Annotated in this window: 21 protein-coding genes; 10 read left to right on the top strand and 11 right to left on the bottom strand. The window is 69.4% G+C overall.

Annotated elements, in window-relative coordinates:
• Positions 1–5: 5 nt before the first annotated feature.
• Positions 6–1,109 carry an N-methyl-L-tryptophan oxidase gene (gene solA, locus G401_RS42850; RefSeq protein WP_034590411.1) on the bottom strand — a complete coding sequence of 368 codons (1,104 nt, stop codon included), beginning with the start codon at positions 1,107–1,109 and terminating at the stop codon, positions 6–8.
• A gap of 187 nt (positions 1,110–1,296) precedes the next feature.
• Between solA and G401_RS0102120 the strand changes: the two genes are divergently transcribed.
• A complete protein-coding gene (locus tag G401_RS0102120; protein WP_027341205.1) occupies positions 1,297–2,436 on the top strand; it encodes a lytic polysaccharide monooxygenase in 1,140 nt (379 codons plus the stop codon).
• 13 nt (positions 2,437–2,449) lie between these two features.
• Positions 2,450–3,079: a class I SAM-dependent methyltransferase gene (locus G401_RS0102115; RefSeq protein ID WP_027341204.1), complete on the top strand. Its 630-nt coding sequence runs from the start codon at positions 2,450–2,452 to the stop codon at positions 3,077–3,079.
• On the opposite strand, the gene G401_RS0102110 is transcribed toward G401_RS0102115, so the two are convergent.
• The 3 genes from G401_RS0102110 to G401_RS0102100 all read right to left on the bottom strand — a co-directional run bounded on the left by G401_RS0102110 (position 3,045) and on the right by G401_RS0102100 (position 6,418).
• The gene (locus G401_RS0102110; RefSeq protein ID WP_034590410.1) at positions 3,045–4,508 is read right to left on the bottom strand and encodes an AAA family ATPase; all 1,464 of its coding nucleotides are present in this window, start codon (positions 4,506–4,508) and stop codon (positions 3,045–3,047) included. The two genes, G401_RS0102115 and G401_RS0102110, sit on opposite strands and share 35 nt — an antisense overlap.
• Before the next feature lie 106 nt (positions 4,509–4,614).
• Positions 4,615–5,490 (bottom strand): RNA polymerase sigma-70 factor, encoded by an 876-nt coding sequence (locus G401_RS0102105; protein WP_027341202.1) that lies wholly within the window; start codon positions 5,488–5,490, stop codon positions 4,615–4,617.
• A gap of 10 nt (positions 5,491–5,500) precedes the next feature.
• Positions 5,501–6,418 carry an NAD-dependent epimerase/dehydratase family protein gene (locus G401_RS0102100; RefSeq protein WP_211240640.1) on the bottom strand — a complete coding sequence of 306 codons (918 nt, stop codon included), beginning with the start codon at positions 6,416–6,418 and terminating at the stop codon, positions 5,501–5,503.
• Between the two features lie 80 nt (positions 6,419–6,498).
• Between G401_RS0102100 and dusB the strand changes: the two genes are divergently transcribed.
• Positions 6,499–7,620 carry a tRNA dihydrouridine synthase DusB gene (dusB, locus tag G401_RS0102095; protein WP_027341200.1) on the top strand — a complete coding sequence of 374 codons (1,122 nt, stop codon included), beginning with the start codon at positions 6,499–6,501 and terminating at the stop codon, positions 7,618–7,620.
• A 119-nt stretch (positions 7,621–7,739) separates the two neighbouring features.
• Positions 7,740–8,738 (top strand): IS481 family transposase, encoded by a 999-nt coding sequence (locus G401_RS0102090; protein ID WP_027341199.1) that lies wholly within the window; start codon positions 7,740–7,742, stop codon positions 8,736–8,738.
• Here G401_RS0102090 and G401_RS0102085 read toward each other — a convergent pair.
• Genes G401_RS0102085 through G401_RS0102075 form a run of 3 tightly spaced genes read right to left on the bottom strand, consistent with a single transcriptional unit; the run spans position 8,735 to position 11,063 of the window.
• Entirely contained in the window at positions 8,735–9,088 is a 354-nt protein-coding gene (locus tag G401_RS0102085) for a hypothetical protein (RefSeq protein WP_027341198.1), read from the bottom strand. The two genes, G401_RS0102090 and G401_RS0102085, sit on opposite strands and share 4 nt — an antisense overlap.
• A complete protein-coding gene (locus tag G401_RS42845) occupies positions 9,069–9,566 on the bottom strand; it encodes a hypothetical protein (protein ID WP_034590409.1) in 498 nt (165 codons plus the stop codon). Before G401_RS42845 ends, G401_RS0102085 begins: the two co-directional genes overlap by 20 nt.
• 45 nt (positions 9,567–9,611) lie before the next feature.
• Entirely contained in the window at positions 9,612–11,063 is a 1,452-nt protein-coding gene (locus G401_RS0102075) for an alpha/beta hydrolase family protein (RefSeq protein ID WP_027341197.1), read from the bottom strand.
• Between the two features lie 124 nt (positions 11,064–11,187).
• Here G401_RS0102075 and G401_RS0102070 point away from each other — a divergent pair, with 124 nt between their 5' ends.
• The gene (locus G401_RS0102070) at positions 11,188–12,066 is read left to right on the top strand and encodes an oxidoreductase (RefSeq protein WP_027341196.1); all 879 of its coding nucleotides are present in this window, start codon (positions 11,188–11,190) and stop codon (positions 12,064–12,066) included.
• 246 nt (positions 12,067–12,312) lie between these two features.
• Positions 12,313–12,756: an XdhC family protein gene (locus G401_RS0102065; protein ID WP_027341195.1), complete on the top strand. Its 444-nt coding sequence runs from the start codon at positions 12,313–12,315 to the stop codon at positions 12,754–12,756.
• A gap of 309 nt (positions 12,757–13,065) precedes the next feature.
• Here the strand turns inward: G401_RS0102065 and G401_RS0102060 are convergent, their stop codons facing one another.
• The 4 genes from G401_RS0102060 to G401_RS0102045 all read right to left on the bottom strand — a co-directional run bounded on the left by G401_RS0102060 (position 13,066) and on the right by G401_RS0102045 (position 15,833).
• Positions 13,066–13,626, bottom strand: a complete 561-nt coding sequence (locus G401_RS0102060; protein ID WP_027341194.1) for a YceI family protein — start codon at positions 13,624–13,626, stop codon at positions 13,066–13,068.
• Between the two features lie 123 nt (positions 13,627–13,749).
• Entirely contained in the window at positions 13,750–14,520 is a 771-nt protein-coding gene (locus tag G401_RS0102055) for an NRDE family protein (RefSeq protein ID WP_027341193.1), read from the bottom strand.
• Positions 14,521–14,541: 21 nt separating this feature from the next.
• Complete coding sequence (locus tag G401_RS0102050) at positions 14,542–15,354, bottom strand: P-loop NTPase family protein (RefSeq protein ID WP_027341192.1); 813 nt, start codon at positions 15,352–15,354, stop codon at positions 14,542–14,544.
• A 5-nt stretch (positions 15,355–15,359) separates the two neighbouring features.
• Entirely contained in the window at positions 15,360–15,833 is a 474-nt protein-coding gene (locus G401_RS0102045) for a DUF402 domain-containing protein (RefSeq protein WP_034590407.1), read from the bottom strand.
• A gap of 140 nt (positions 15,834–15,973) precedes the next feature.
• Between G401_RS0102045 and G401_RS0102040 the strand changes: the two genes are divergently transcribed.
• The 4 genes from G401_RS0102040 (at position 15,974) to G401_RS42840 (ending at position 23,930) form a co-directional block, all read left to right on the top strand.
• Positions 15,974–16,426 carry a carboxymuconolactone decarboxylase family protein gene (locus G401_RS0102040; RefSeq protein ID WP_027341190.1) on the top strand — a complete coding sequence of 151 codons (453 nt, stop codon included), beginning with the start codon at positions 15,974–15,976 and terminating at the stop codon, positions 16,424–16,426.
• Positions 16,427–16,669: 243 nt separating this feature from the next.
• Positions 16,670–18,190, top strand: a complete 1,521-nt coding sequence (locus G401_RS0102035; RefSeq protein ID WP_027341189.1) for an alkaline phosphatase D family protein — start codon at positions 16,670–16,672, stop codon at positions 18,188–18,190.
• An 11-nt stretch (positions 18,191–18,201) separates the two neighbouring features.
• Positions 18,202–19,467: a hypothetical protein gene (locus G401_RS0102030; protein ID WP_027341188.1), complete on the top strand. Its 1,266-nt coding sequence runs from the start codon at positions 18,202–18,204 to the stop codon at positions 19,465–19,467.
• A gap of 1,046 nt (positions 19,468–20,513) precedes the next feature.
• Positions 20,514–23,930 (top strand): glycosyl hydrolase 2 galactose-binding domain-containing protein, encoded by a 3,417-nt coding sequence (locus tag G401_RS42840; protein ID WP_064741654.1) that lies wholly within the window; start codon positions 20,514–20,516, stop codon positions 23,928–23,930.
• Positions 23,931–23,966: the final 36 nt, after the last annotated feature.

The raw sequence follows: 23,966 nt of genomic DNA, 5'->3' as shown, positions 1-23,966 counted from the left end.
GGCCTTCAGGAGAATCGGCCGGGGGAGAACGGCGTCAGGTCGAAGTCGCAGGTCCCGTCCAGGGCGAGTGACGCCAGGATCTCCCCGACCACCGGGACGAACTTGAACCCGTGCCCGGAGAACCCTGCCGCGACCACCACCCGTGAGTCCGAGGGATGCGCGCCGATGAGGAAGTTCTCGTCCGGCGTCAGGGTGTACATGCATTCCTTGGCCCCGACGTGACGCGACAGTCCGGGAATCCGGTCGGCGAGCCACGACCGGACAGGCTCCTCCTCGCCGGGCGCGTACGGCCGGACCCCCTCGGCCGGCGAGGCGGGCTCGTCGCCGTGGTGGAAAGCGGCCTTGACCCATCCTTCCGCCCCGAACGCGGGCATCCCGTAGCCGATGCCCTCGCCGGACTCCCAGATCCAGACCGGAAAGGCCGAGGGCTCGTACGCCGGACCGGGCGACGCCCAGTAGTGCTGGATCCGCCGCGAGACCCGCAGCGGCACCGGGAAGCCCAGTAGTCCGGGCGCCCACCCGCCGGGTGCCAGCACGAGCCGGTCCGCGGAAAGGGTCGACCCGTCGGACAGCACGACCGACACACCACTGTCTGATGTGGACCAGGATTCCGCGGACGTACCGAAGCGGAACGAGGCCCCCAGCGAAGCCGCGCGGGACAGCAGCGTGGCGATGGCCCGCTCGGGTTCGACGATCCCGGCGGCCACGTCGTACACCGCGACCTCGTCGGCGGCGGGGGTGAAGGCGGGAAACCGCCGGCGCAGAGCGGAAGCGTCCAGCACCTCGTGATCCAGCCCGTACGCGACCGCGCTCTCCAGTGCTCCCGCAACGGTCCCGGAGCCGGGCCGTCCGATGTTGAGCCCGCCCGTCGGCGTGACCAGAGTCGGGTCCAGCGCCTCCCACAGCGCATAGGTACGCCGTAGCAGCGGCACGTAGGCCGGCCCTTCGGCGTACGTCATGCGGATGATGCGGGAGCCGCCGGCGTGGGCGCCCCGGGTGTGCGGCGGGGTGAAACGGTCGAGCGCGACGACCGAGGCTCCCCGCCGGGCGAGCGCGTACGCCGCCGCCGATCCCATGCTGCCCGCACCCACGATGATCACGTCCGGCATGCCGAAAGACTAGGTCAAGGGGGCATCTCAAAAAAGGGGCGGACTCCATGGGAGCGTTCCCACATCGTGACATCCACATTGCTGAATTGTTTAAGGCGTGATGCGCTTCCCGCACGGGCAACTCCCACGGCCCGGGCGTCTAAACCTGTCCATCGCGAAAGGAGTTCACGTGAAGATCGGACGCGCGATGGTGGGACGCTCCCTTGTGGTGGGACTGGTCGCCGCGGTAGTCGCGGCGCTCATCCCCAGCACGACGTGGGCACATGGTGCGCTGCTGACCCCCGGCAGTCGAACGTACCTGTGCTACAAGGACGGCCTCACCTCCACGGGCGAGATCAAACCCACCAACCCCGCCTGCCAGAACGCCCTCGCGGTCGGCGGAGCCCAGCCCTTCTACGACTGGTTCGGGGTCCTGCGCTCCGATGGTGCCGGGCGTACGTCGGGCTTCATCCCGGACGGTTCGCTGTGCAGCGGCGGCTTCACCAAGTACGCCGGCTTCGACGCCCCCCGCAACGACTGGCCCCTGACCCATCTGACCTCGGGTGCCCCCTTCACCTGGACGTACGCCGCCTGGGCCGCCCACCCCGGCTGGTTCTACCTGTACGTCACGAAGGACGGCTTCGACCCGAACCAGGCGCTGACCTGGGCGGACATGGAGTCGACACCGTTCCTGTCGGCCGACCACCCGCCGCTGACCGGCTCCGCTCCGACCGGGTACTACTCCTGGTCGGGCAACCTGCCGGTGAAGACCGGCCGCCACATCATCTACTCGGTGTGGAAGCGTTCGGACAGCACCGAGACCTTCTACGGCTGTTCCGACGTGGTCTTCGACGGCGGCAACGGCGAGGTCACCGGCATCGGCGGCACCGGCACGAACCCGTCGCCGTCCCCGTCGGTCTCCGCCTCCCGCAGTGCCAGCCCGAGTCCCAGCGCCAGCGCGTCCCGCAGCGCGAGCCCCAGCCCGAGCACCAGCCCGAGCCGGAGCGCCAGCGCGAGCCCCAGCTCCAGCCCGCCGCCCAGCGGCGCCTGTAGCGCCACGTACACGATCGTCAATTCGTGGTCGGGCGGCTTCCAAGCGGACGTGACGGTGAAGAACAACGGCACCGGCACACTCAACGGCTGGACGGCGAAGTGGACCTTCGCCAACGGCCAGACCATCAGTCAGATCTGGAACGGCACGCTGGCCGCCAGCGGCGCCAACATCACCGTGACCCCGGTGAGCTGGAACGGCACCCTCGGGGCCGGCGCCAGTACCACCTTCGGCTTCCTGGCGGGCATGTCCGGCGCCACGAACTCGATACCGACGGTCACCTGCACGAGTCCCTAACTACCCTGGGAGGGTGAGCGGCGTACAGACACAGCTCGCGCCGCTCACCTTCCTCCCCGAGCTGCGCCTCCACCAGGCCCCCGCGACCGCGGGCCTCTGGGACGGCGGTTACTCCTCCGACCGCCGCCCGCCCTTCTGGGCCTTCGCGTGGCCGGGCGGCCAGGCCCTCGCGCGCTACATCCTCGACCACCCCGAGACGGTCCAAGGCCGCACGGCCCTCGACGTCGCTTGCGGCTCCGGCGTCGTCGCGCTCGCCGCCGCGCACTCCCACTCCTCTCGTGTACGCGCAGTCGACCTGGACGAGGACGCCATCGAAGCCGTCGCCGCCAACGCCGCGGCGAACGGCGTACAGGTGGAGGGGGTCGTCGGGGACCTCGCGGACCTGACGGTGAGCGCGGACGTGGTGCTCGTCGGCGACGGCTTCTACACGCAGAGCATCGCCGACCGGATGACGCGCCTGCTCCTGCGCGGCACGGCGGACGTCTACGTGGGCGACCCGGACCGGGAGTTCCTGCCGAAGCGCCTGTTCACCCAGGTGGCGACCTACGACGTCCCGGTACGCCCGAACCTTGAGGGAGTGTCGGTGAAGCGTACGCACGTGTGGCGGCTCAATCGCCGTGATAGAGCCGTTCCAGGTCGATGAGTTCCAGGTCGGCACGTCCGGTCTCGGCCCGGAGCTCCTTCGTGAACCCGGTACGCGAGAACAGCAGCAGCTTCGGCGTACCCGGCTTCGCGGCGGCCACGAGATCGCGCAGGTGCTCCAGCCGGGCCAGTTCCCCGTGCCCGACCGGCCGTTCGGTGGCCTTGGCCTCGCCGATCGCGAGAACGCGTACCGGTTCGTGGGGCAGGTCGGCCTGGGCGACGACGTCGATCTCGTGACCGGCCCGGTGCTCCCGGCAGGCGACCGTGGCCGGTCGTACCTGGTTGGCCGCACCGCCGAGCGTCTGTTGCGACGCGTACGCCAGGGTCCACTCGCGGGCGAGGTGCTCCAGGTGCGGCCCGTAGATCTTGCTGCTGACCGTGTCGGTGGTCTCCCGCCAGACCCGCGAACCCCCGTGGGCGGCGAGAGCGGCCTCGCGGGGCCGGATGACGAGCTGGTGGAAGCGGATGACCGGCTCGCGGATCTCGTAGACGGGCCGCCGCGGGCGCAGCGCGTCCTCGATCTTCCCGACGAGCTGCAACTCCTCCAGCACCGCGAGCGGATGGCTGAGCGAGCTGTCGGCGCGTTCCAGCAGTGCGGCGATCTCGCTGCGCTTGGCAGCGCCCTGGGCGATCGCGCCCAGCACCGAGAAGTAGAGCGCCGGATCGTTGACCTCGGGCTGCTCGTACAGCAGCACGTTGCCCTCGCGGAAGATCGCCGAGGCCGGGTCGAGCAGGCCGTCGGCGATCCACTCGTCGAACCGGCCCGGGGCGGGGCTGCCGCCGGACATCGCCCGGTACGCGGGCGTACCGCCGATGAGGGCGTCGACTCGGAAGGCGGTGTCGAGGTCGGATTCCAGGTTCCAGAACGCGGCCGCCTCGCGGAACCCGAACGGCGGCAGCATCAGCTCCAGCACGGCCCGCCCGCGTAACGGAGCACTGCCGACCAGCAGCCGGCGCATCGTGGTGAGGGCGCTGCCGCACAGGATCAGCCGCGTACGCCCCCGGCGGAAGGCCGCACCGGTCGGGCCGATGCCGACCTGCAGCAGGGACGGCAGGGACGGGTCGCCGTCGAGCAGGAACGGGAACTCGTCGAGCACCACGACTGTCGGCTCGGCCCGGCGCTCGCCGAGCAGGAGAAGTGCCTCCATCGCGGCCGGCCAGCCGGTGAACCGCACAGGGTCGCGCAACCCCAGAAAGGCCGCGTACGCATCGCCGAGCAGGCGCAGGTTCTGCGGGCCGGACTGCTGTAGGGCGGTGAACATGAAGCCGCCGGTCGCCTCGGCCAGCAGTTCCAGCAGGAACGTCTTGCCCTGGCGGCGACGCCCGTACACGAGTCCGAGATGCGCGCCCACCTCGTCGTCCTCGGCGAACCGGGTGACCGCGCGCCATTCGCGTACGCGGCCGCTGAGTCGGTCGGGTTTGTCGATCATGTGGTCGCCTCCCCTGGTCACGTCCTTCTCGGCATATGGTAACTCGGGTTATGGTAACTCGACTTACCATAACCCGACCTGCCATAACCCGACCTGCCATGGACGGTCAGGAACGCGGGTCGGGGCGGCGCAGGCCGGCGAGCTTCTCGGGGTTGACGACCATGCGTACCTCGGTGATCTTTCCGTCGGCGACCTCGACGTGGATCGTGCCGACCGGCTGGTCGCCGTAGTAGCCGACGATCGCCGGCTCCCCGTTGACGAGGGCGGGCCCGAACTCGGCCGCGGCGGACTCCGGCTTGCGCATGACGCCCAGCATCCACCGGGCGACGTGGTCGGCCCCCACGAGCGGGCGCCGGGCGGCGGTGACGATGCCGCCGCCGTCGGACCAGAGGACCACGTCCGGGGCGAGGAGCTCCATCATCGCGTTCAGGTCGCCGCCGGCACAGGCGGCGCGGAACCGGTCGGTGGCTTCCACGCGTACGCGATCGTCGGTGTCGAACCGGGGACGGCGGGCCGCGACGTGGGCACGGGCGCGGGTGGCGGTCTGCCGGACGGCGACCTCGGACTTGCCGAGGATGTCGGCGATCTCGCCGTGGGCGTAGCCGAAGACCTCGTGCAGCAGGAAGACCGCGCGCTCGACGGGGGTGAGGGTCTCCAGGACGACGAGCATCGCCATCGAGATCGATTCGGCCATCTCGGCCTCCTGGCTGGAGTCGGGCTGCGTGAGCAGCGGCTCGGGCAGCCACGGGCCCACGTACGCCTCGCGGCGCGCCCGCGCGGAGGTGAGCTGGTTGAGCGAGAGGTTGGTGACGGTCCGCACCAGGTACGCGCGCGGGTTGGCGACGGTGCTCTCGTCCGTGGCGGACCAGCGCAGCCACGCCTCCTGGACGAGATCCTCGGCATCGGCGACACTGCCGGTCATCCGGTACGCCACATCGAACAGCAGCCGCCGATGCCGGGTGAAGACCGCGGAGTCCACCATGGCCGCCAGCCTAGTGCTCGAGCCCGTCGGGCAGAGTCGGATAGACCGGCGCCCAGCGCAGCTCACGGCGGGCCTTGGCGGTGTCGGCCGTGATGTTGGTGGTGAGCATGCTGCGCAGGTAGGGCAGCGCGCGGGTGAACAGCGCCGGCATCGTGAACGGCTTCGGCGTCCCGTACGCGGCCGCGACCGTGCGTACGGCGCCGCCGAAGCCGAGGTGCGACTCGTCGACGATGTTGTACGCCTCCCCGCCCCGACCGTGCTCGATCGCCGCCGCGACGGCGTTGGCCGCGTCGATCAGGTTGATCCAGGGCAGGACGCGGCCGTGGTCGTCGAACGCGGGCAGCTGCCGCTTGCGCAGCATCGCCACCAGGCTCTCGGTCGCGCCGCCGGGGCCGTAGAACAGGCCGAACCGGAGGCTGACCGCGTCCAGCCCGGCCTCGACCGGGAGGTTCTCCTTGACCCGCATGCCCTCCAGATGCCGGGCGAGGCCCGCGTCCGGATCGGTGCCGCCGAACGGGTCGGCCTCGGTCAAGACCCGGCCGCCGAAGTCCTTGTACCCGTAGCCGAACACGATGTTCTCGCCGATCCACCGGCGGGCACCCACGACGCCGGCCAGCTCGATCAGATTCCGGGTGCCCGCGACCCGCAGGTCGTCGGTGCCGTACATGCCCTTGTGCGACATCGGCGGCTTGCTGAGCGCCGTCGCGGCGTGGACGACCACGTCCGCGCGTACGCCGTCGGCCGCCCGCAGCAGGGCCGCCCGGTCCAGCAGGTCGGCCCGGATCTCGGTGCCCTCCCGGCGGCCCAGCCCGAGGACGGTGTGCCCGGCCGCCCGGAGCGTACGCACGACGTGCCGGCCGAAGACGCCGCTCGCGCCGGCCACGATGACCGTCTGGTTCGTGTTCATGCCCATGGGTTGCGTGTTCATGCCCATGGGACAAGACAGCCCGGGAATCCGTGACATCCGTGACCGCGATCACACCCGACTCGCCCGGGTATCCTCTACGGGTGACTTTGACCCTGGGCTCCCACGTCGTGGACCCGCCCGTCGTGCTGGCGCCGATGGCGGGCATCACCAACGTGGCCTTCCGCCGGCTGTGCCGGGAGCAGGGCGCCGGGATCTACGTGTGCGAAATGATCACCACTGTCGCGCTGGCGGTCCGCAACCCCAAGACCGACAAGATGATCGAGTTCGCCCCCGAGGAGCAGCCGCGCAGCATGCAGCTGTACGGCGTCGACCCGGAGATGACCGCCCGCGCCGTACGCCGGGTGGTCGAGGAGAACCTCGCCGACCACATCGACCTGAACTTCGGCTGCAGCGTCAAGAAGATCACCAGCAAGGGCGGCGGCTCGGCCATCCCGTGGAAGCGGAACCTGTTCCGGTCCATCGTGAAGGCGGCCGTCGACACCGCGGCCCCGGCCGGCATCCCGGTCACGATCAAGATGCGCAAGGGCATCGACGACGACCACCTGACCTTCGTCGAAGCGGGCCTGATCGCCCAGGAGGTCGGCGTCAAGTGGGTCGCGCTGCACGCGCGTACGGCGGCTCAGCGGTATTCGGGCGAGGCGGACTGGGCGGCCATCGCCACCCTCAAGGACGCCCTCGACGTCCCCGTCCTCGGCAACGGTGACATCTGGGAAGCCGACGACGCGCTGCGCATGGTCAAGGAGACCGGCTGCGACGGCGTCGTGGTCGGCCGCGGCTGCCTCGGGCGGCCCTGGCTGTTCGCCGACCTCGCCGCCGCGTTCGCCGGGCGGCCGGACCGGGTCATGCCGAACCTGGGCGAGGTCGCGTCCGTCATGCGGCGGCACGCGGAACTCCTCGTCGAATGGTGGGGCCAGGAGCGCGAGGCGGTCACCGACTTCCGCAAGCACGTCGCGTGGTACCTCAAGGGCTTCCCGGTCGGCTCCCAGCTGCGCCAGGCCATGGCCATGTCGTCGTCGCTCATGGAACTCGACGACCTGCTCGGCAAGCTCGACCCGGCGGCGCCGTTCCCGGTCGCGAACCTGGGGCAGCCGCGAGGGCGTACGAACGCGCCGGCCAAGGTGGTGCTGCCCTACGGGTGGCTCGACGACCGCGACTCCGAAGCGGTCCCGCAGGACGCCGAGCACGACGACAGCGGTGGCTAGTTGTACTGCCCATGGAGGTTGGTGACGGGGACCACGGGCTGTAGATCTTGAAAGATGGAGGGCCTTCTGGCTGGGTGTGTAGCGACCAAACTCGCACGCCCTGACCGGAAGGCCCTCGCATGACCCACCGTAACGCACCCCTGTCCGAGACCGGCCGGCTACGCCTGGCCCGCTGCATCGTCGAGGACAACTGGCCGCCTCGCCGTGCTGCCGAGCGTTTTCAGGTCTCGCACACCACCGCCCGACGCTGGGCCGACCGCTACCGGCAACACGGGCCAGCGGGCATGACCGACCGATCCAGCCGCCCCCATCACAGCCCACAGCGCACCCCGACCCGCACCGAACGACGCATCATCAAGGTCCGCGTCATCCGCTGTTGGGGCCCGGCCCGCATCGCCTACCTACTCCACCTCAACCCCGCCACCGTGCACCGCGTCCTGACCCGCTACAACCTCGCGCGGCTGGCCGACCTCGACCGCGCCACCGGCCGCACCGTGCGCCGCTACGAACGCGACCGGCCCGGCGAACTGATCCACGTCGACATCAAAAAGATGGGCAACATCCCCGACGGCGGCGGCCACAAGATCCACGGCCGCGCCGACGGCGGCCATAACAGCTCCGCCCACCGCGACCCCGACCGCCCACGCAAGGTCCACGGCCGACCCAACCTCGGCTACAGCTACCTGCACAACGCCGTCGACGACCACTCCCGCCTGGCCTACAGCGAGATCCTGCCCGACGAGACCCAGCAGACCGCCGCGGCGTTCTTCACCCGCGCCCACGCCTGGTTCGCCGCGGCCGGAGTGAACATCGAGCGGGTACTGACCGACAACGGGAGCTGCTACCGCTCACGTCTATGGGCCCAGACCCTGGCCACAGCAGGCGTCAGCCACAAACGCACCCGCCCCTACCGGCCCCAGACCAACGGCAAAGTCGAACGCTTCAACCGAACCCTGCTCAACGAATGGGCCTACGCCCGGCCCTACCGCACAGAGACCGAACGCCGCGAAGCGTTCGGCCCCTGGCTACACACCTACAATCACCACCGCGCGCACACCGCGCTCGGAGGCCTACCACCCGCCAGCCGGATACCCAACCTCACGGGACAGAACAGCTAGTCCGTCGCCTTCGGGTGCCTGGTCGAGGCGTACGTGATCCACACGATCATGTCCTGCGGGTCGACGCCGAACCATATGCGGCCGCCCGCCGTCACCTCGTACTGCCACTGTTCGAGAACCTTTCCGCGCACCGTCACGGTCGCGAAGCCGGCCTTCAGCCGATGATGCCTGTCGCCGTTGATCGGGGTCAGTGGATGGCCGTCGAGGGTGTCCCAAGCCGTCCGCAGGGCATTGCCGGCGACCCGCGCCAGTTCCTCCCAGCCGTCGGCGGCATCCTTGCCGGCGAACCTGACCTCGTAACCACCTGCTCTGCGCGGCGGCGCGGCTCGGTCATTCCTTCCGGCCGGCATCGTCGGACACCACCTCGGGAGCCATGACCTGGCCGAGGTCGTCGTCGAACGGGCCCTGGAGCTTGGCCGCCAGGACGGGATCGGCGTAGATGGCGGCGGTGGCCTTCCACTCCCTCATGAGACTCTGCAGCGGGGTCCACACGTCCAGCTCGCTACATGCTTCGTAGGTGGCCACAAACTCCGGGGCGAACTCATGACGATGGCTTTCCGGGATGAATCGGAGCCAAGGAAATGTGTCGATGAGCAGGCTGTCAAGATCGCCGAGCCTGCTGGAATGGGTAATGGCGTTCCGTAGCAAGCTCTGCGCGATGCGCATGCCGGTGCTCGCCGCCTCATGGCGGCTCGCCGTCATGAGGATGAACGCTGAGCCTTCACCTCGGCGCTCCAGACGTGCTTCGCCCTCGCGTTCGACGGTGGCCGCGACCTCGCGGGGATTTCGAGCGATATCCGACCACTGCAGGGTTGCTTCTATGGTCATGGCCCAATCATGAACTAATTCATGATCAAATACAACGATGATCCGTCAGAGGGTCGCGCGTAGCCACTCCGTGAGGTCGGCGAGCACCCCGTCGCCGTAGCGGAAGCGGTGGAAGCCGTACATGAGGCCCTCGGGCGTCAGGCCCACGACCTCCTTGGGCAGCACGTTCAGCAGGTGCTCCAGGCCGTGGTACACCTTCACGGTCACGTCCTGCCCCGCCTCCGCCACCGCGCGCTCGATCCTTTCGATCGAAGCCTCCACGGGTACGCTCGTGTCGTCCGATCCATATTGGAGGAAGACCGGGCAGCCGACGGCCTCGTAGTCGGTCGCCGGATCGTAGGCGACCTGGGGATCGCGGAGGTCGTCGAGCATTCCGACCAGGTCGGCGACCGGCATCAGCGGGGGGATCGGCGACAGCATCGGGTTCTCGCGGACGAAGTCCGGGATCTCGTACGCGTCGAGGTCCGCCGCGGCGCCGATGACGGTCATCGCCCGGTCGAGGCGTTCCTCGAGGGCGGCCGACCGGCCCTCGCCGACGATCGAGAAGATGCAGCGCCAGGCGTCGCCGACGGCCGCCACCGTGCCCAGGCTGATGCCCGATTCCCGCAGCACCTTCGTCCGCCGGTGCACCTCCGCCTCGGCCATCGAGACACCGGGGGCGCCCACGCCGGCGATGAACGCGGTCTCGGCGCGCGCGGCCGCCATCGGGGCCGCCCACATCCCGTTGGAGAACCCGGCCAGCCCGATACGCGTACCGTCGATCTCGGAAAGGTCGGCGAGCAGGCGCATGGCCGCGTTGGCCGCGGTGGCCTGGTCGAAGATGGACGGATCGGTGCCGTCGGAGAAGCCGTGGCCGGCCTTGTCGAAGAGCAGGACGGCGACGCCGGCCTCCAGCAGGGGCCGCACGTGCAGCCGGCCGAAGTCGCGCTGGCCGCCCGCGGCGCCGGGCAGGAAGACGGCGGCGGGGTGCGGCCCGGTGCCGGCGGGGAGGATCACCGTGCCGGCGAGCTGGTCGTCGCCGGCGTAGAAGGTGACGTAGCGCTCGCGGAAGCGGGGGCTGCGCCGCAGCGTGGTCACCAGGTAGTCGCTCGTGACGCGCAGGCCGTCGTCGTCGAGTTCGAGGAACATCCCCTCCTCGGTGAGCATGCGCGTCTCGCCGAGGGCGTACGCGCGCGTGACCCTGTCGCCCTCCGCCACGAGGATCATGGGCTCGCCGAAGTACGCCTCGGGGAAGTGGGTCAGCAGCAGGACGCGGCCGTCGTCGTCCTCGTACCAGCCGGAGACCTCGGACATCCGGGACGGCAGGGGCGAGACCCGGTGCAGCGCGACGTCGTCGACGACCGGGCTGTCGCCCTGGATCGCCAGCGGCCGCTTCTCCCGGAACCGGCCCAGCGCCGGGCGGTCGACCACGAGCAGCGCCTCACCGGCCCGCATCCGGGCGACCACGACGCCGGTCGCGGTCTCGGCGATCCAGATGCTGTCCGGGCTGGTCTGCATCCTCAACCCCAGGCCCGGACCACGGTCGTCCCCGGATCCGCCGCACGCGCCATGCATGCACATTAGCCGATGCCGTAAGGGTAGGCGAGCGTGCCGACGGGTGGAGTATGCAACACTCCGACCCATGATCTTCGCTGGTGCGGCGGGTACTTGGCAGCTGGGGGACAGGACCGTTCACCGGATGGGGTTCGGTTCGATGCGGCTCACGGGGAGCGCCGCGTTCGACGAAGGTACGCCGAGCGACCGCGCCCGGTCGATCGCCGTGCTTCGGCGGGCGGTCGAGCTGGGCGTCAACCACATCGACACCGCCGCCTTCTACTTCTCGGCGATCCGGTCGGCGAACGAGCTGATCAACTCGGCGCTGGGCCCGTACCCGGACGATCTCGTGATCGTGACCAAGGTCGGTCCGGGGCGCGACGCGTCCGGTGAGTGGCTGCCGCTGGCCCGCCCCGATCAGCTGCGCGGCCAGGTCGAGGAGAACCTCCGCCAGCTCGGCCGGGATCATCTGGACGTCGTGAACCTCCGGCAGCAGGGGCTGGACTCCATCGAGGAGCATTTCGGGGCACTGGCGGATCTGCGTACGGCGGGGATGATCCGGCATCTCGGGATCTCCAACATCCGGCCCCAGCATCTCGCCCAGGCGCAGGCCATCGCGCCGGTGGTCTGCGTACAGAACCGGTACGGGCTGGGCGCGCGTACGCCGAGTCAGGAGGAGATCCTCGCGGCGTGCGGCCGGGCGGGGATCGCGTTCGTGCCGTTCTTCTCGATCGCGGCGACCGGTGGCGGTTCGGGCCGCTCGGCACCGGACGAGGCCGCCGTGGTGTCGATCGCGCAGGCCCACGGTGTGACGCCCGCCCAGGTACGCATCGCGTGGACTCTCCACAAGGGACCTCATGTGCTGGCGATCCCGGGCACGGGGAACCCTGCGCACCTGGAGGAGAACATCGCGGCCGGGGAGATCAAGCTGTCGCCGGCGGAGTTCGCCCTCCTCGACGCCCTCTGACGCGTACCCGGAATGCTCGACGATCTTGCGCGAGTGTCCCGAATTTCGTCCGGTGTACCCGGAATGCCCGAACATTCGTGCAAGATCGTGGCAACGTCCGTCGAATGGGCCGGGGAGCCGGACGTTCGCGCAAGATCGTCACAAACGGGGCGGGCGGGCGGTAGGGTCGGGAAGTGGGCGAAAACGAGGATCCGGCCTGCCGGATGGCCAGCGGCGAGATCCCGCCCGAGGTGGGCGCGTACGCTCGTGGCCGTCTTCGCTTCACCCGTCGCCGGGTACCTGCTGCATTTCGGGGCGGACCTGGGCTACCGGGTGATCCTCGTCGAGCCGAGCCCGGACCGGGTCGGAGATCTTGAGGCGTACACCGTGGTGAGCACGGTGGACCCGTCGTTCGCCGATCCGGACGCCGACGTGGTGGTGACCGATCACGACCGGCCGGAGCTGGGGGAGATGCTGCGGGCGGCGCTCGCGACACCGGCCCGCTGGATCGGTGTCATGGGCAGTACGCGGCACGCCGCCCAGCATGTTCCGGCGTTGCGCGAACTCGGCGCGACCGATGCGGAGATCGCGCGCGTACACCGGCCTATCGGGTTGAACATCGGGTCGAAGGCGCCGGCGGAGATCGCGGTGTCGACGCTGGCGGGGCTCATCGCGTCCCGCAACAACCGGGCTGGGGGGTTTTCGTTCTGACGGGTCCCCCTGGCTTACCCCCACGGGACGGTTCCCCCTGGCTTACCCCCACGGGCTGGGCTGGAAGGTTGTTGTTGGGCCCGCCCTTCGGGCGGTGCCGGGCACTCGGCCCCATAATGCAACGTCCGTCAGCACAGAGATCAACAATTACTTCGTATTTGTTGATCTTGCACTGCCGGACGTCGCGGGCCGAGTGCGGGGCCAAGACCTGGGGGGTCAGGTCTTTGGGGGACCTGGGCAGTCAGGTCTTTGGGAACGGCGAAGGGCCCAGCGCCGTGGCGCCGAGCCCTTCCGCCGGATCGGTTGGTATTAGTCGACCTTGATGGCCGCGAGCTCGAACTCCAGCGTGATCTTCTCGCTGACGAGCACGCCACCGGTCTCCAGGGCGGCGTTCCAGTTGACGCCCCAGTCCTTGCGGTTGATCGTGACCGCGCCCTCGAAGCCGAGGCGGGTGTTGCCGAACGGATCCTTGACCGCGCCCTCGTACGAGAAGTCGATCGTGACCGGCTTGGTGACGCCCTTGATGGTCAGATCTCCGGTCACCTGGAAGGTGGTGTCGTCCAGCTGCTTCGCCTCGGTCGACACGAAGGTGATCTCCGGGTAGTTCTCCATGTCGAGGAAGTCGTTGCTGCGCAGGTGGCCGTCGCGCTGCTCGTTGCGGGTGTCGATGCTCTTGGCCTGGATCGTGACGTTCACCGTCGACTTGCTCGGGTCGGCGCCGTCGAGGAAGGCCGTGGCCTCGAACTCGTTGAACGCGCCGCGTACCTTCGTCACCATCGCGTGGCGGGCGACGAAGCCGACCCGGGAGTGCGCGGTGTCGAACGCGTACTTGCCGGTGAGCTCGGCGAGCGGAGTGGTCGTGGTGGTCATCGTGTGCTCCTCGTGGAAAGTCTGTCTGGCGGAACCGCATTAGTTGAAGACTCAACCAACGCCTACAGCCTACCCAAGGTTCTTGAACTTACAACTATTCCCACGCGGATAATCTCGTGTGACTCAGCTCACGGTTGACCAGGTAAATGCGCCTTCGTCCGGTACGACGCCGAAGTCGTAGCGTGTCCCGGCCGGGCCGAGCGCCACGAGCGAGACCGAACTGCTGCCCCACAGGTGCTCGTCCCCGAAGTCGCGACGGACGAGCAGCGCCGCCGGATCGGCCGCGGGGAGGCCCGCGCCGGACACCAGCGGCAGCCATTCGCCCCAGGCTTCCTCGACGCTCATCCCCGTACCCGGTTCCGGCCGCTTCGCGGCTTCCAGGCGCGGCCGGAAGTACGCCAGCCGTGCCGCCATGTCCTCAGCGGCCTGCGGAGGGGCGGTGGCGGCGCGCTCGCCCTCCAGGCCGCTGTTGAGGATCATGTGCAGCCCGGGCGCGAGCGGCCGCTCGGCGAGCGTGGCGCCGTCCCAGGTCCACAGCAGGACCTGGTCGGCGTCGGCGCGTACCAGGTGGAAGGGGTCGAAGCGGGTCAGCTCCTCGCCGAACGGCTCCCCGCCCCCGGCGGCCAGCAGCGGCAGCCTGCCCCGGGTGAGCCGGGTCGCCACGGCCGCCTCCGCGCCGAAGGCGTTGAGGACGCAGCCCACCCGCGGTACGCCGGGCGCGACCGCCAGCCACGTCCCGCCGGACTGGAGGTCGATGCCGCCGACCAGGCCGGGCCGGGCGGCCCAGTGGTGCGCGGGGGAGCGCCACGGCCGGGCCAGGTACTCGTCGCGTACGCCGACGACGAGCAGGGGGACGGCCGCGTCCGGGTCGAAGCCGACGATCACCGTGCACATGCGGACCTCCGGGCAAACGGGTCAGTGGGCGAGCACGGCTCCGGGCGCGTACGCGGTGACGGGCAGGGGCACGGTCGCGGCGCAGCCGAGCGTCGAGCACTCGCAGACCCACGGGAACGGCGCGGGTTCGGCGGGCGCGTGCTCGCCCAGGTAGCGCAGGAACATCTCGATCTGAGTCTTCACCACGGCGTTCTCGGCGCGCCGGATCGCCGCGCGCTCGGCGCCGTCCCGGACCCGCGGTCCGGCCTCGATCAGCGGCGCGAACAGCCGGGCGACCCGCTCCTCGGTCTCCTCCAGCGTCCACGAGCCGTCGACGTCCCAGGTGGGCAGTCCGAGCCGGGCGGCGTCGGCCCGCATCCTTTCGACCAGCAGCTCGTCGCGGGCGAGGCGTACCCGGGTGGCCTGCGCCTTGGCCTCGGCGTCCTCGGTCGGCTGCGGCTCCGCGCGCAGACCCAGGTTGCGGGCCGAGAACTCGGCCGAGGGCAGCAGCCACAGCCCGTGCGCCGGCGACGCCATCCGCGCCGCCACCGGCTCCGGCAGCAGCCCCGGCCCTTCGGCCAGGATCAGCGGTCCCGCGCCGAGCGCCGCGAGATCCTCGTCGATCAGCGGGAACCTCCGCTCGGCGTACGCGAGGAAGGTGGCTGCGCGCTCGTGCGGCGTCGGCGAGACGAACTTCTCCTCGAAGGACTGCTCCTGACCGGTGGACAGCCGGGCGTCATGCACCCACCCGTACGCGTCGAGCGGGTACAGCCGCAGATCGAACCGGTACGCCAGCCGGCGCGCCACAGTCGATTTGCCGGCACCGCAACCGCCGCCGAGCCAGAGGACGTCCATCGGGATCAGTATTCCAGCAGGCCGTCGAACATGGTCTCCGCGCGGTGGGCCAGTTCGTCGAGGGCGCGCCGGGCCTGGACGGCGGCGTACGGGTCGCGTTCGGCCAGCCCGCTCGCGTCGAACTCGTCCTGGTCGAGGCGCAGGACCGACTGGCGGTCGCCGGACAGCCACAGGTCCAGGTCGAGGTCGTCGGCCTCGATCACGCCGTCCTCGACGGTCACCGGGCGGCAGACGTCGCAGTACCAGCCCTTGAGCAGGCCGGCCGCGGTGCGTACCTCCTTGATGGCGAACCACCGGTCGCGCCAGTAGTGCTCGGTGAAGACGTCGCCGGCCTCGAAGCGTACGAAGCCCATGTCACGGGTCTGCGTGCCGGCCCAGGGGGCGCGGACCACCAGATGGGTGCCGTCGTCGGCCACCAGTTCCGCCGGATAGGACAACTTCTCGCGGCCGTTCTTCGTCAGGCGCACCGTGACACTCATGATCCATGAGCCTACGCCGGACGCCGCCGGACGGAGATTGGCCCAATCAAGTCGACCCGGATTGGATCTGATCACGGGCCAATCCGGGCCCTAATCTCATCACAGAGAAGAACAACGACGCACTACAGGAGTGACGCACCATGACCGCTCGGATGGAACTCGGCAAGGTCGTTCCGGCCGCGTACAAGGCCCTGATCGCCCTCGACACGGCCGTCGGGCACAACAGCCTGCCGAAGCCGCTCACCGAACTCGTCCGGCTGCGGGCGAGCCAGATCAACGGCTGTGCGTACTGCGTGGACTCGCACAGTGGTGACGCGAAGGCCGGCGGCGAGACGGACGCCCGGATCTGGGCGGTGGCGGTCTGGCGCGAGGCGCCCTGCTTCACCGACGCCGAGCGCGCGGCGTTCGAGCTGACCGAGGCGCTGACCCGGCTGCCGGACGGCGGCGACCGCGTGAGCGACGAGGTGTGGGCGAACGCGCAGAAGTACTACGACGAGACCTCGCTCGCCGAGCTCTTCATGCTGATCTTGACGATCAACGCCTGGAACCGCGTCGGCGTGGGGATGCGCCTGGTGCCGGCCTCCTTCCGGTAGCGGGTCGCCCGCGTGGGCCGGAAGCCTTTATGTAAACGTTTTCCCACGTCGGGCGGGCCGGGTCGGCCCGTCCGGCGATTGTGGAATCGTAAAATATTGACAACGCGAGAAATGTGAATGAAAGTCCTTCACATGATGAAGGAGCAGAAGGGTCCTCATGGGACGGACGCTGTAACACCACAGGTCGCCTGGGGTTCACCCGGACAGCGGATCCTGTTAAAGGACCTCTACAAATCTACGGCCATGAGATCAGTTGGTCGTCGTACTTTCATCCTTGGCGGACTGGGTGCCGCCTCGACGCTGGCCTTCGCCTCCTCCGCCCGCGCCGCGGCCTTCCCGTTCACGCTCGGCGTCGCCTCCGGTGACCCCGACTCGTCCAGTGTCGTGCTGTGGACCAAGCTCGCGCCCTCCCCGCTGAACGCCGACGGTCAGGGCGGCATGGCCAACGCCGACGTGACCGTCGACTGGCAGGTCTCCACCACGAGCACCTTCGCCACCCTCGTCGCCTCGGGTTCGGTCGCCGCGCACTACGCCGACGCCCATTCCGTGCACGTCGTCGCCGGCGGGCTCGCCCCGGACAGCGACTACTACTACCGCTTCCGGGCCCAGGGGTTCATCTCTCCCGTCGGGCGTACGCGTACCGCGCCGGCTCTGGGCACGACCGGCCGGACGCTGGTGATGGACTTCGCCTCGTGCGCGCACTACGAGTCGGGGTACTACAACGCGTACCGGCGGATGGCCGAGGACAACCCGGATCTCATCCTGCATCTCGGCGACTACATCTACGAGGACGCCGCCACCACCGGCTCGGTACGCCTGCACGTCGGCGCCGAGATCGTGTCGCTGGCCGACTACCGCGTGCGGTACGCCCTCTACAAGTCCGACCCGGATCTCCAGGCGGCGCACGCGATCGCGCCGTGGATCGTCGTGCCGGACGACCACGAGGTGGAGAACAACTACGCCAACATGGTCCGGGCCGACAACTCCCCGGCCCTGACGACGGCGCAGTGGACGGCCCGGCGTACGGCGGCGTACCGCGCGTACTACGAGAACATGCCGCTGCGCGCGACCTCGACGCCGAACGGCAACAGCATCCAGCTCTACCGGCGCCTGCAGTGGGGGAGCCTCGCGACCTTCCACATGCTCGACACCCGGCAGTTCCGCGACGACCAGGCCTGCGGCGACGGTACGCAGGTGTGCGCCGACGCCGACCTGGCCAGCCGCACGATCACGGGCGCCGCGCAGGAGGCCTGGCTGCTCAACGGGCTCGGCCTGAAGCAGGCGACCTGGGACATCATCGGTCAGCAGGTGTTCTTCGCCAGCAAGCACACCGCCGCCGGCGCCGGCAGCATGGACTCCTGGGAGGGCTACCGCGCCTCGCGCAAGCGCATCCAGCAGGGCCTCATCGACAACGCCGTGCGCAACCCGGTGGTGCTCACCGGCGACGTGCACAGCTCCTGGGCGAACGAGCTCAAGGCCGACTACACGAACACCAACTCGGCCACGATCGGCACCGAGCTGGTCTGCACGTCGATCACCTCGACGGGCGACGGGACGGGCAGCACGACGATCCCCGACGCCGCGACCAACCCGCACATCAAGTTCCACGTGGACCGGCGCGGCTACGTGCGTACGACGATCACGCCGACCCAGGTGCAGGCCGATTTCCGCTCGGTCGCCGCGGTGACCCAGCACGGCGCCGCCGTCAGTACCACCGCCTCGTTCGTCATCCCCGACGGCCAGCCCGGCCTGAACCGGATCTAGGAGACCCTCTCTTGAAGCGCATCGTTCCCCTCTCCGCCGCGGCGCTGGCCGCGGGCGCGGTGCTGGCGGTCCCCGCGTCGGCGCTGGCCGCACCGGCCGGCATCGTCTACGGCACCGCGAACACCACCGCGACCGGCGACCAGGACGGCTCGGCGATCGCCATGAACCGCAACGGTTACGTGGCCGTGGTGTGGGAAGACGACCGCGATACCACGAACGCGGCCGACAACACGCACTCCGAGATCTGGATCCACCTCTGGCACAACGGCGCCTCGGTCTACGAGAAGCAGCTGTCGGCCGGCGGCACCAGCGGCACGAACTGGAAGCACATCGACCCCGACGTGTCCCTGGACGACAAGGGCGACGCGGTCGTGGTCTGGTCCGACGACCCGGACGGCAACGGCTACTACAACGTGCCCTACCGCGTCCTCGGCCCCACCGGTACGCAGCTCGCCTCCGGCCAGGCCAACGCGTCGTCGACCGGCCAGCAGATCAACCCGCGCGTGGCGGCGGACCCGGACGGCACCTCGGCCACCCCGTCGGCGGTCGCGTTCACCGTCGTGTGGGAGGACATCCAGACCGGCGCCTCCGCGACGGTCAAGGCGGCCGGCTACACCAACGTGACCACGAAGGCGTACGAGGTGACGGCTTCGCAGACGACCGGGGCGCACCACCGGCCCGACGTCGGCGTGGCGGCCTCCGGCGACGCGACGATCGTGTGGGACGAGGACTCCGACGCCAACGGGTACTACAACATCGGCCTCGTCCGGCTGGCCCGGGCGAACGGCGCGGTGACGCTGACCCGGCGTACGGCCAACTCGCTCGGGGACCTGCAGCAGGAGCACCCGGCCATCGCCGAGAACTTCAACGGCGACTTCACCGTGGCCTGGGAGTCCGACCACACCGGTGCGCTCGGCGTGTGGGCGCGTACGTTCACGTCGGCCGCGGTCGCCAACGCCGTCGAGGTGCAGGTGTCGACGGGCGCCGGGGCGAACTCGCCGAGCGTCGGCATCGACGACCAGGCCAACGCGGTCGTCGGCTGGGTCGAGACGGCCAATGCCAACGACGTGTGGGCCGTCGGCCTCAACCCCGACGGCACGACCGCCGGGCGCTTCGCGAACCAGGTCGTCAGCGAGCTGACCGCCGACCGGCAGGAGCAGCTCGCGATCGCCGAGTCGGCGTGGGGCGAGATCGCTCTGAGCTACACCGACGACGCGGACGGCAACACCTTCGACCAGGTACGCATGGGTACCGGCATCAGCAACTCCAACTGGTAGGCGGTCTCGGATCTCGGTAGGGCGACGTCATCGGGTGATGAAGTCGCCCTACCGGCATGTCGATCAAGATCCTTTTTGATTTCAAGATCTTTTTAAGTTCTTTTTGTCCCGGGTTCGTCGATCTCACTTCCGCTCCTCCCGCGGGAGACCGTTGCGCCCCTATCGCTGCGCTCCGGGGACTCCACTGCCAGGTTTCTGGGGCGACGCATCCTTCACCGCGGTCCGGTCGCCGTCTACCCCCACCCCCCGACCAGACTTTGTCCCGACTGTCCGAAATAGCGGTTGGACGGGTCGACTTTTCTACATCCCCACCGCTGTGGATCGTGGGCGAGGGGTGTGTTTTTACATCTCAGCCACTGTGGATCATGTCCAAGGCGGCCGGCCGTCTGCTGTGGTCCGGGATGCGGGAACGATCTTCCGTCATGCGGGCGGCGGGTCGTGTTTTCCTGATCGTTTACGGCTGAGGTGTCATTCCGGCCCGATCTGCATGATCGTTTGCGCGTCAGGTGCAGCGAAAGCCGGTCACCGCGCTCTAGAACCGTAAACGATCATGCATCGGGAGGCCTTTTCTACACCTCAGCCGTAAACGATCTTCCCGGCTTTCGGCGATCTTGCGCGAATGTTCGGGCATTCCGGGTACACCGGACGAAATTCGGGGCACTCGCGCAAGATCGTCGAGGATCTCGGGTACAAGTCGGACAGTCGCGACAAAGGTCGGGGCAACGGGCAACGGGCAACGGGCAACGGGCGACGGGTGACGGGCGACGGGTGACGGGAGGGGTGAAGGGTGAAACCGTGACCGGACGGCGGTGAACGATGCTTCGCCCCACTCGCCTGGCAGTGGAGGCGCCTCGCGCCGGAACGGTCTCCCGCGGGAGGAGTGGAGGTGAGATCGACGAACCCGGGACATAAATTTGATCTTGAATTGTCGACGGGCTCCGGCATTGACGATGGACGTTGTCCACCCTAGAGTCCTAAACCGTTAGGCAAATTGACTAACATAAGCGCCGCGTCGCGCCCGCGGTCTCCAATCCCCGGGAGTGACGATGCTCCATGCTCGGAGGAAGGCCGCGGCCTTCCTCACCCTCGCCCTGATCGCCGTGATCCCCACGACCACGCCGGCACACGCCGCGACCACACCCGCCACCACCGCCCTGTCCGGTTACCGGATCCAGTCGACCGCGAAGACCACCGACACCGGCGCCACGATCTCCCAGCCCGGGTACGCGGCGACGAGCTGGCACCCGGCCGGCCCCCGGTCGACCGTGGTGGCCGCGTTGCTCGCCGACGGCACGTATCCGGCGGATCCCTTCTACAGCACCAATCTCAAGAACATCCCGGCCGCCGACTTCACCGTGCCGTGGTGGTACCGGTCGGAGTTCACGCTGGCCGACGAGCCGGGTACGCGTACCTATCTCGACTTCTCGGGGGTGGTGTCCAAGGCGGACGTGTTCGTCAACGGCGTACAGGTCGCGACGAGCAGCCAGGTCGCGGGCGCGTACAACCGGCAGGAGATCGACGTCACCGCCCAGGCCCGGATCGGCGTGAACGCCGTGGCGTTCAAGGTCTACCCGAACGACCCGAACAAGGATCTGACCGTCGGCTGGATCGACTGGGTGCAGAACCCGCCGGACCGCAACATGGGCATCTTCCGCGACGTTCTGGTGCGCCGCAACGGTTCTGTGGCCCTGCGCGGCGCGCACGTGCTCACGTCCGTCACGGGCGCGCTCGATTCGGCCACGCTGACGGCCAAGGTGGACGCCCGCAACGACACGGCCGCCGCGGTCACCGCGACCATCGCCGGCACCGTGGCGGGCAGGAGCATCAGCACCTCCGTCACCCTCGCCGCGCACGAGACCAGGACCGTGGCCTTCGCGCCGGTCACCCTCGCGTCGCCGCAGATCTGGTGGCCCGCCACGATGGGCGCCCAGCCCCTCTACGACCTCAGCCTGTCCGCGTCCGTCTCCGGCGCCGTCTCCGACCAGGCTCTCGATCATTTCGGCGTACGCACGGTCAGCGGCACGCTCGACGCCGGCGGCCACCGCGCGTACAAGATCAATGGGCGGCCGATCCTGATCAAGGGCGGCGGCTGGTCGCCGGACCTGTTCCTGCGCTGGGACCCGACCTCGGTCGAGGACCGTCTGAAGTACGCGCTCGACCTCGGCCTGAACACGATCCGGCTCGAAGGCCACCTGGAGCCGGACGAGTTCTTCGACCTCGCCGACCGGATGGGCGTCCTGGTGCTGCCCGGCTGGGAGTGCTGCGACAAGTGGGAGGGCGACGTCAACGGCAGCGAGCCCGGCGACACCTGGGCCGCCGCGGACCGCACGATCGCGCAGGCGTCCATGAAGTCCGAGGCCGTACGCCTGCGCGACCACCCGAGCGTGATCTCGTTCCTCATCGGCAGCGACTTCGCCCCGCAGGGGACGATCGAGAGCAACTACGTGGCGGCGCTGAACGCGGCCGACTGGTCCACGCCGATCGTGTCCGCCGCCTCGGACTCGTCCTCGCCGATCTCCGGCGCGTCCGGGATGAAGATGACCGGGCCCTACGACTGGGTGCCGCCGAACTACTGGACGAACAAGCGCGAGGGCGGCGCCTTCGGCTTCAACTCCGAGACGAGCGCGGGGCCGGACATCCCGACGCTGGACAGCCTCCGGCGGATGATGTCGACGTCCGAACTGGACACGCTGTGGCAGAACTTCACCGCGTCCCAGTACCACCGGTCGCCGTCGAGCACGTTCGGCACCCTGAAGATCTTCGACAACGCGCTCGCCGGCCGCTACGGCGCCCCGACCTCCCTGACCGACTACGTACGCAAGGCGCAGCTGGCCCAGTACGAGAACATCCGGGCGCAGTTCGAGGCGTACGGGCGCAACTTCAGCGACTCCTCGAACCCGGCCACGGGGGTCGTCTACTGGATGTTCAACAGCGCCTGGACCTCGCTGCACTGGCAGCTGTTCGACTACTACCTCGACCAGGGTGGCTCCTACTTCGGGGCGAAGAAGGCGAACGAGCCGCTGCACATCCAGTACGGCTACGACAACAAGGCGGTCGTCGTGGTGAACAACCGGCACGCGGCCGCGTCCGGGCTGACGGCCAAGGTCAGCGTCTACAACACCGACGGTACGCAGAAGTACACGCAGACCGTCGCGAACCTCGGCGTCAACGGCGACGGGCAGAAGGCGAGCGTCCTGACCCTGCCGTCGATCAGCGGGCTGTCGAGCACGTATCTGCTCAAGCTGACGCTGACCGACGGCACGGGCGCCGAGGTCGACCGGAACGTGTACTGGCTGTCGACCGCCCCGGACACCATCGACTGGGCGAACAACGACTGGTACTACGTGCCGACGACCGCGTACGCGAACCTGCAGGGGCTGGCCGCCATGCCCAACGTGCCCGTGTCGAACACGTCGTCCACAGTGAACAATGCGGACGGGACGTCCACGACGACGGTCACGCTGCGCAACACGGCCACGAGCGGCGTACCGGCGCTGACGATCGACGCCCACGTGGTGCGGTCCTCGGGGGCGCCGGTGCTGCCGATCCAGTGGAGCGACAACCAGGTCACGCTGTGGCCGGGGGAGTCCACGACGATCACCGGCACCTATCGGACGAGCGATCTGCAGGGCTCGGCTCCCGGCGTACGCGTGAGTGGTTTCAACGTGACCGCGGCCGGCGGCGGGGGCGGGACCGGGCATCTGGAGGCGGAGAACGCGACGCTGACGCAGGCGGCGGTGGCGTCGAACCACCTGAACTACAGCGGCACCGGGTTCGTCGACTACACGAACGTCGCGGGCAGTGCCGTGGAATGGTCGCTGACCGCACCGGCCGCGAGCACCGCCACCCTCTCCCTGCGGTACGCGAACGGCACCGCGGTGGACCGCCCGATGGACATCTCGGTCAACGGGACGGTCGTCGCGGCGGGAGTCTCGTTCCCGGCGACGGCGAACTGGGACACCTGGGTGACCAAGACGCTCACGGTGTCGGTGCCGGCCGGGACGAGCCGGATCACGGCGACCGCGACGACGGCCAACGGCGGTCCGAACGTCGACTACCTTGACGTGGCGCTGGCCGCTCCCCGGACCCGGTACGAGGCGGAAAGCGCGACGATCTCGCAGGGGGTGGTCGAATCGAACCACCTCAACTACAGCGGGACGGGCTTCGTCAACGGCGACAACGTCGTGGGCAGCTACACCGCCTGGACCGTGACCGCCGCGACCGCCGGACCCACTCCGATCACCATCCGGTACGCGAACGGCACCGCCGCGGGGCGGCCCGCGGACATCTCGGTCAACGGGGTGGTGGTGTCGCCGGGGGTGGCGTTCCCGGCGACGGCGAACTGGGACACCTGGGTGGACGTGACGCTGACGGTGAACCTGGTCGCGGGGAGTAACACGATCCGCGTCACCGGCACCACCGCCAACGGCCCGGCCAACCTCGACTACCTCGACGTGGGCTGACCCCCTCGCCACCCACCCCCCGCCCCCGTCCCCCTC

This window comes from Hamadaea tsunoensis DSM 44101 (assembly GCF_000428945.1).
GTDB classification, from domain to species: Bacteria; Actinomycetota; Actinomycetes; order Mycobacteriales; family Micromonosporaceae; genus Hamadaea; species Hamadaea tsunoensis.
Note: the sequence above shows the minus strand (reverse complement) of the source record. Positions and strands in the feature narration are given on the sequence as shown.

Bases quoted from the DNA above. Each gene is read 5' to 3' on its own strand.
- solA (WP_034590411.1), bottom strand. From the start codon at position 1,109: ATGCCGGACGTGATCATCGTGGGTGCGGGCAGCATGGGATCGGCGGCG.
- G401_RS0102120 (WP_027341205.1), top strand. From the start codon at position 1,297: ATGGTGGGACGCTCCCTTGTGGTGGGACTGGTCGCCGCGGTAGTCGCG.
- G401_RS0102110 (WP_034590410.1), bottom strand. From the start codon at position 4,508: ATGATCGACAAACCCGACCGACTCAGCGGCCGCGTACGCGAATGGCGC.
- G401_RS0102105 (WP_027341202.1), bottom strand. From the start codon at position 5,490: ATGGTGGACTCCGCGGTCTTCACCCGGCATCGGCGGCTGCTGTTCGAT.
- G401_RS0102100 (WP_211240640.1), bottom strand. From the start codon at position 6,418: ATGAACACGCAACCCATGGGCATGAACACGAACCAGACGGTCATCGTG.
- G401_RS0102090 (WP_027341199.1), top strand. From the start codon at position 7,740: ATGACCCACCGTAACGCACCCCTGTCCGAGACCGGCCGGCTACGCCTG.
- G401_RS0102085 (WP_027341198.1), bottom strand. From the start codon at position 9,088: ATGCCGGCCGGAAGGAATGACCGAGCCGCGCCGCCGCGCAGAGCAGGT.
- G401_RS42845 (WP_034590409.1), bottom strand. From the start codon at position 9,566: ATGACCATAGAAGCAACCCTGCAGTGGTCGGATATCGCTCGAAATCCC.
- G401_RS0102075 (WP_027341197.1), bottom strand. From the start codon at position 11,063: ATGCAGACCAGCCCGGACAGCATCTGGATCGCCGAGACCGCGACCGGC.
- G401_RS0102070 (WP_027341196.1), top strand. From the start codon at position 11,188: ATGATCTTCGCTGGTGCGGCGGGTACTTGGCAGCTGGGGGACAGGACC.
- G401_RS0102060 (WP_027341194.1), bottom strand. From the start codon at position 13,626: ATGACCACCACGACCACTCCGCTCGCCGAGCTCACCGGCAAGTACGCG.
- G401_RS0102055 (WP_027341193.1), bottom strand. From the start codon at position 14,520: ATGTGCACGGTGATCGTCGGCTTCGACCCGGACGCGGCCGTCCCCCTG.
- G401_RS0102050 (WP_027341192.1), bottom strand. From the start codon at position 15,354: ATGGACGTCCTCTGGCTCGGCGGCGGTTGCGGTGCCGGCAAATCGACT.
- G401_RS0102045 (WP_034590407.1), bottom strand. From the start codon at position 15,833: ATGAGTGTCACGGTGCGCCTGACGAAGAACGGCCGCGAGAAGTTGTCC.
- G401_RS0102040 (WP_027341190.1), top strand. From the start codon at position 15,974: ATGACCGCTCGGATGGAACTCGGCAAGGTCGTTCCGGCCGCGTACAAG.
- G401_RS0102035 (WP_027341189.1), top strand. From the start codon at position 16,670: ATGAGATCAGTTGGTCGTCGTACTTTCATCCTTGGCGGACTGGGTGCC.
- G401_RS42840 (WP_064741654.1), top strand. From the start codon at position 20,514: ATGCTCCATGCTCGGAGGAAGGCCGCGGCCTTCCTCACCCTCGCCCTG.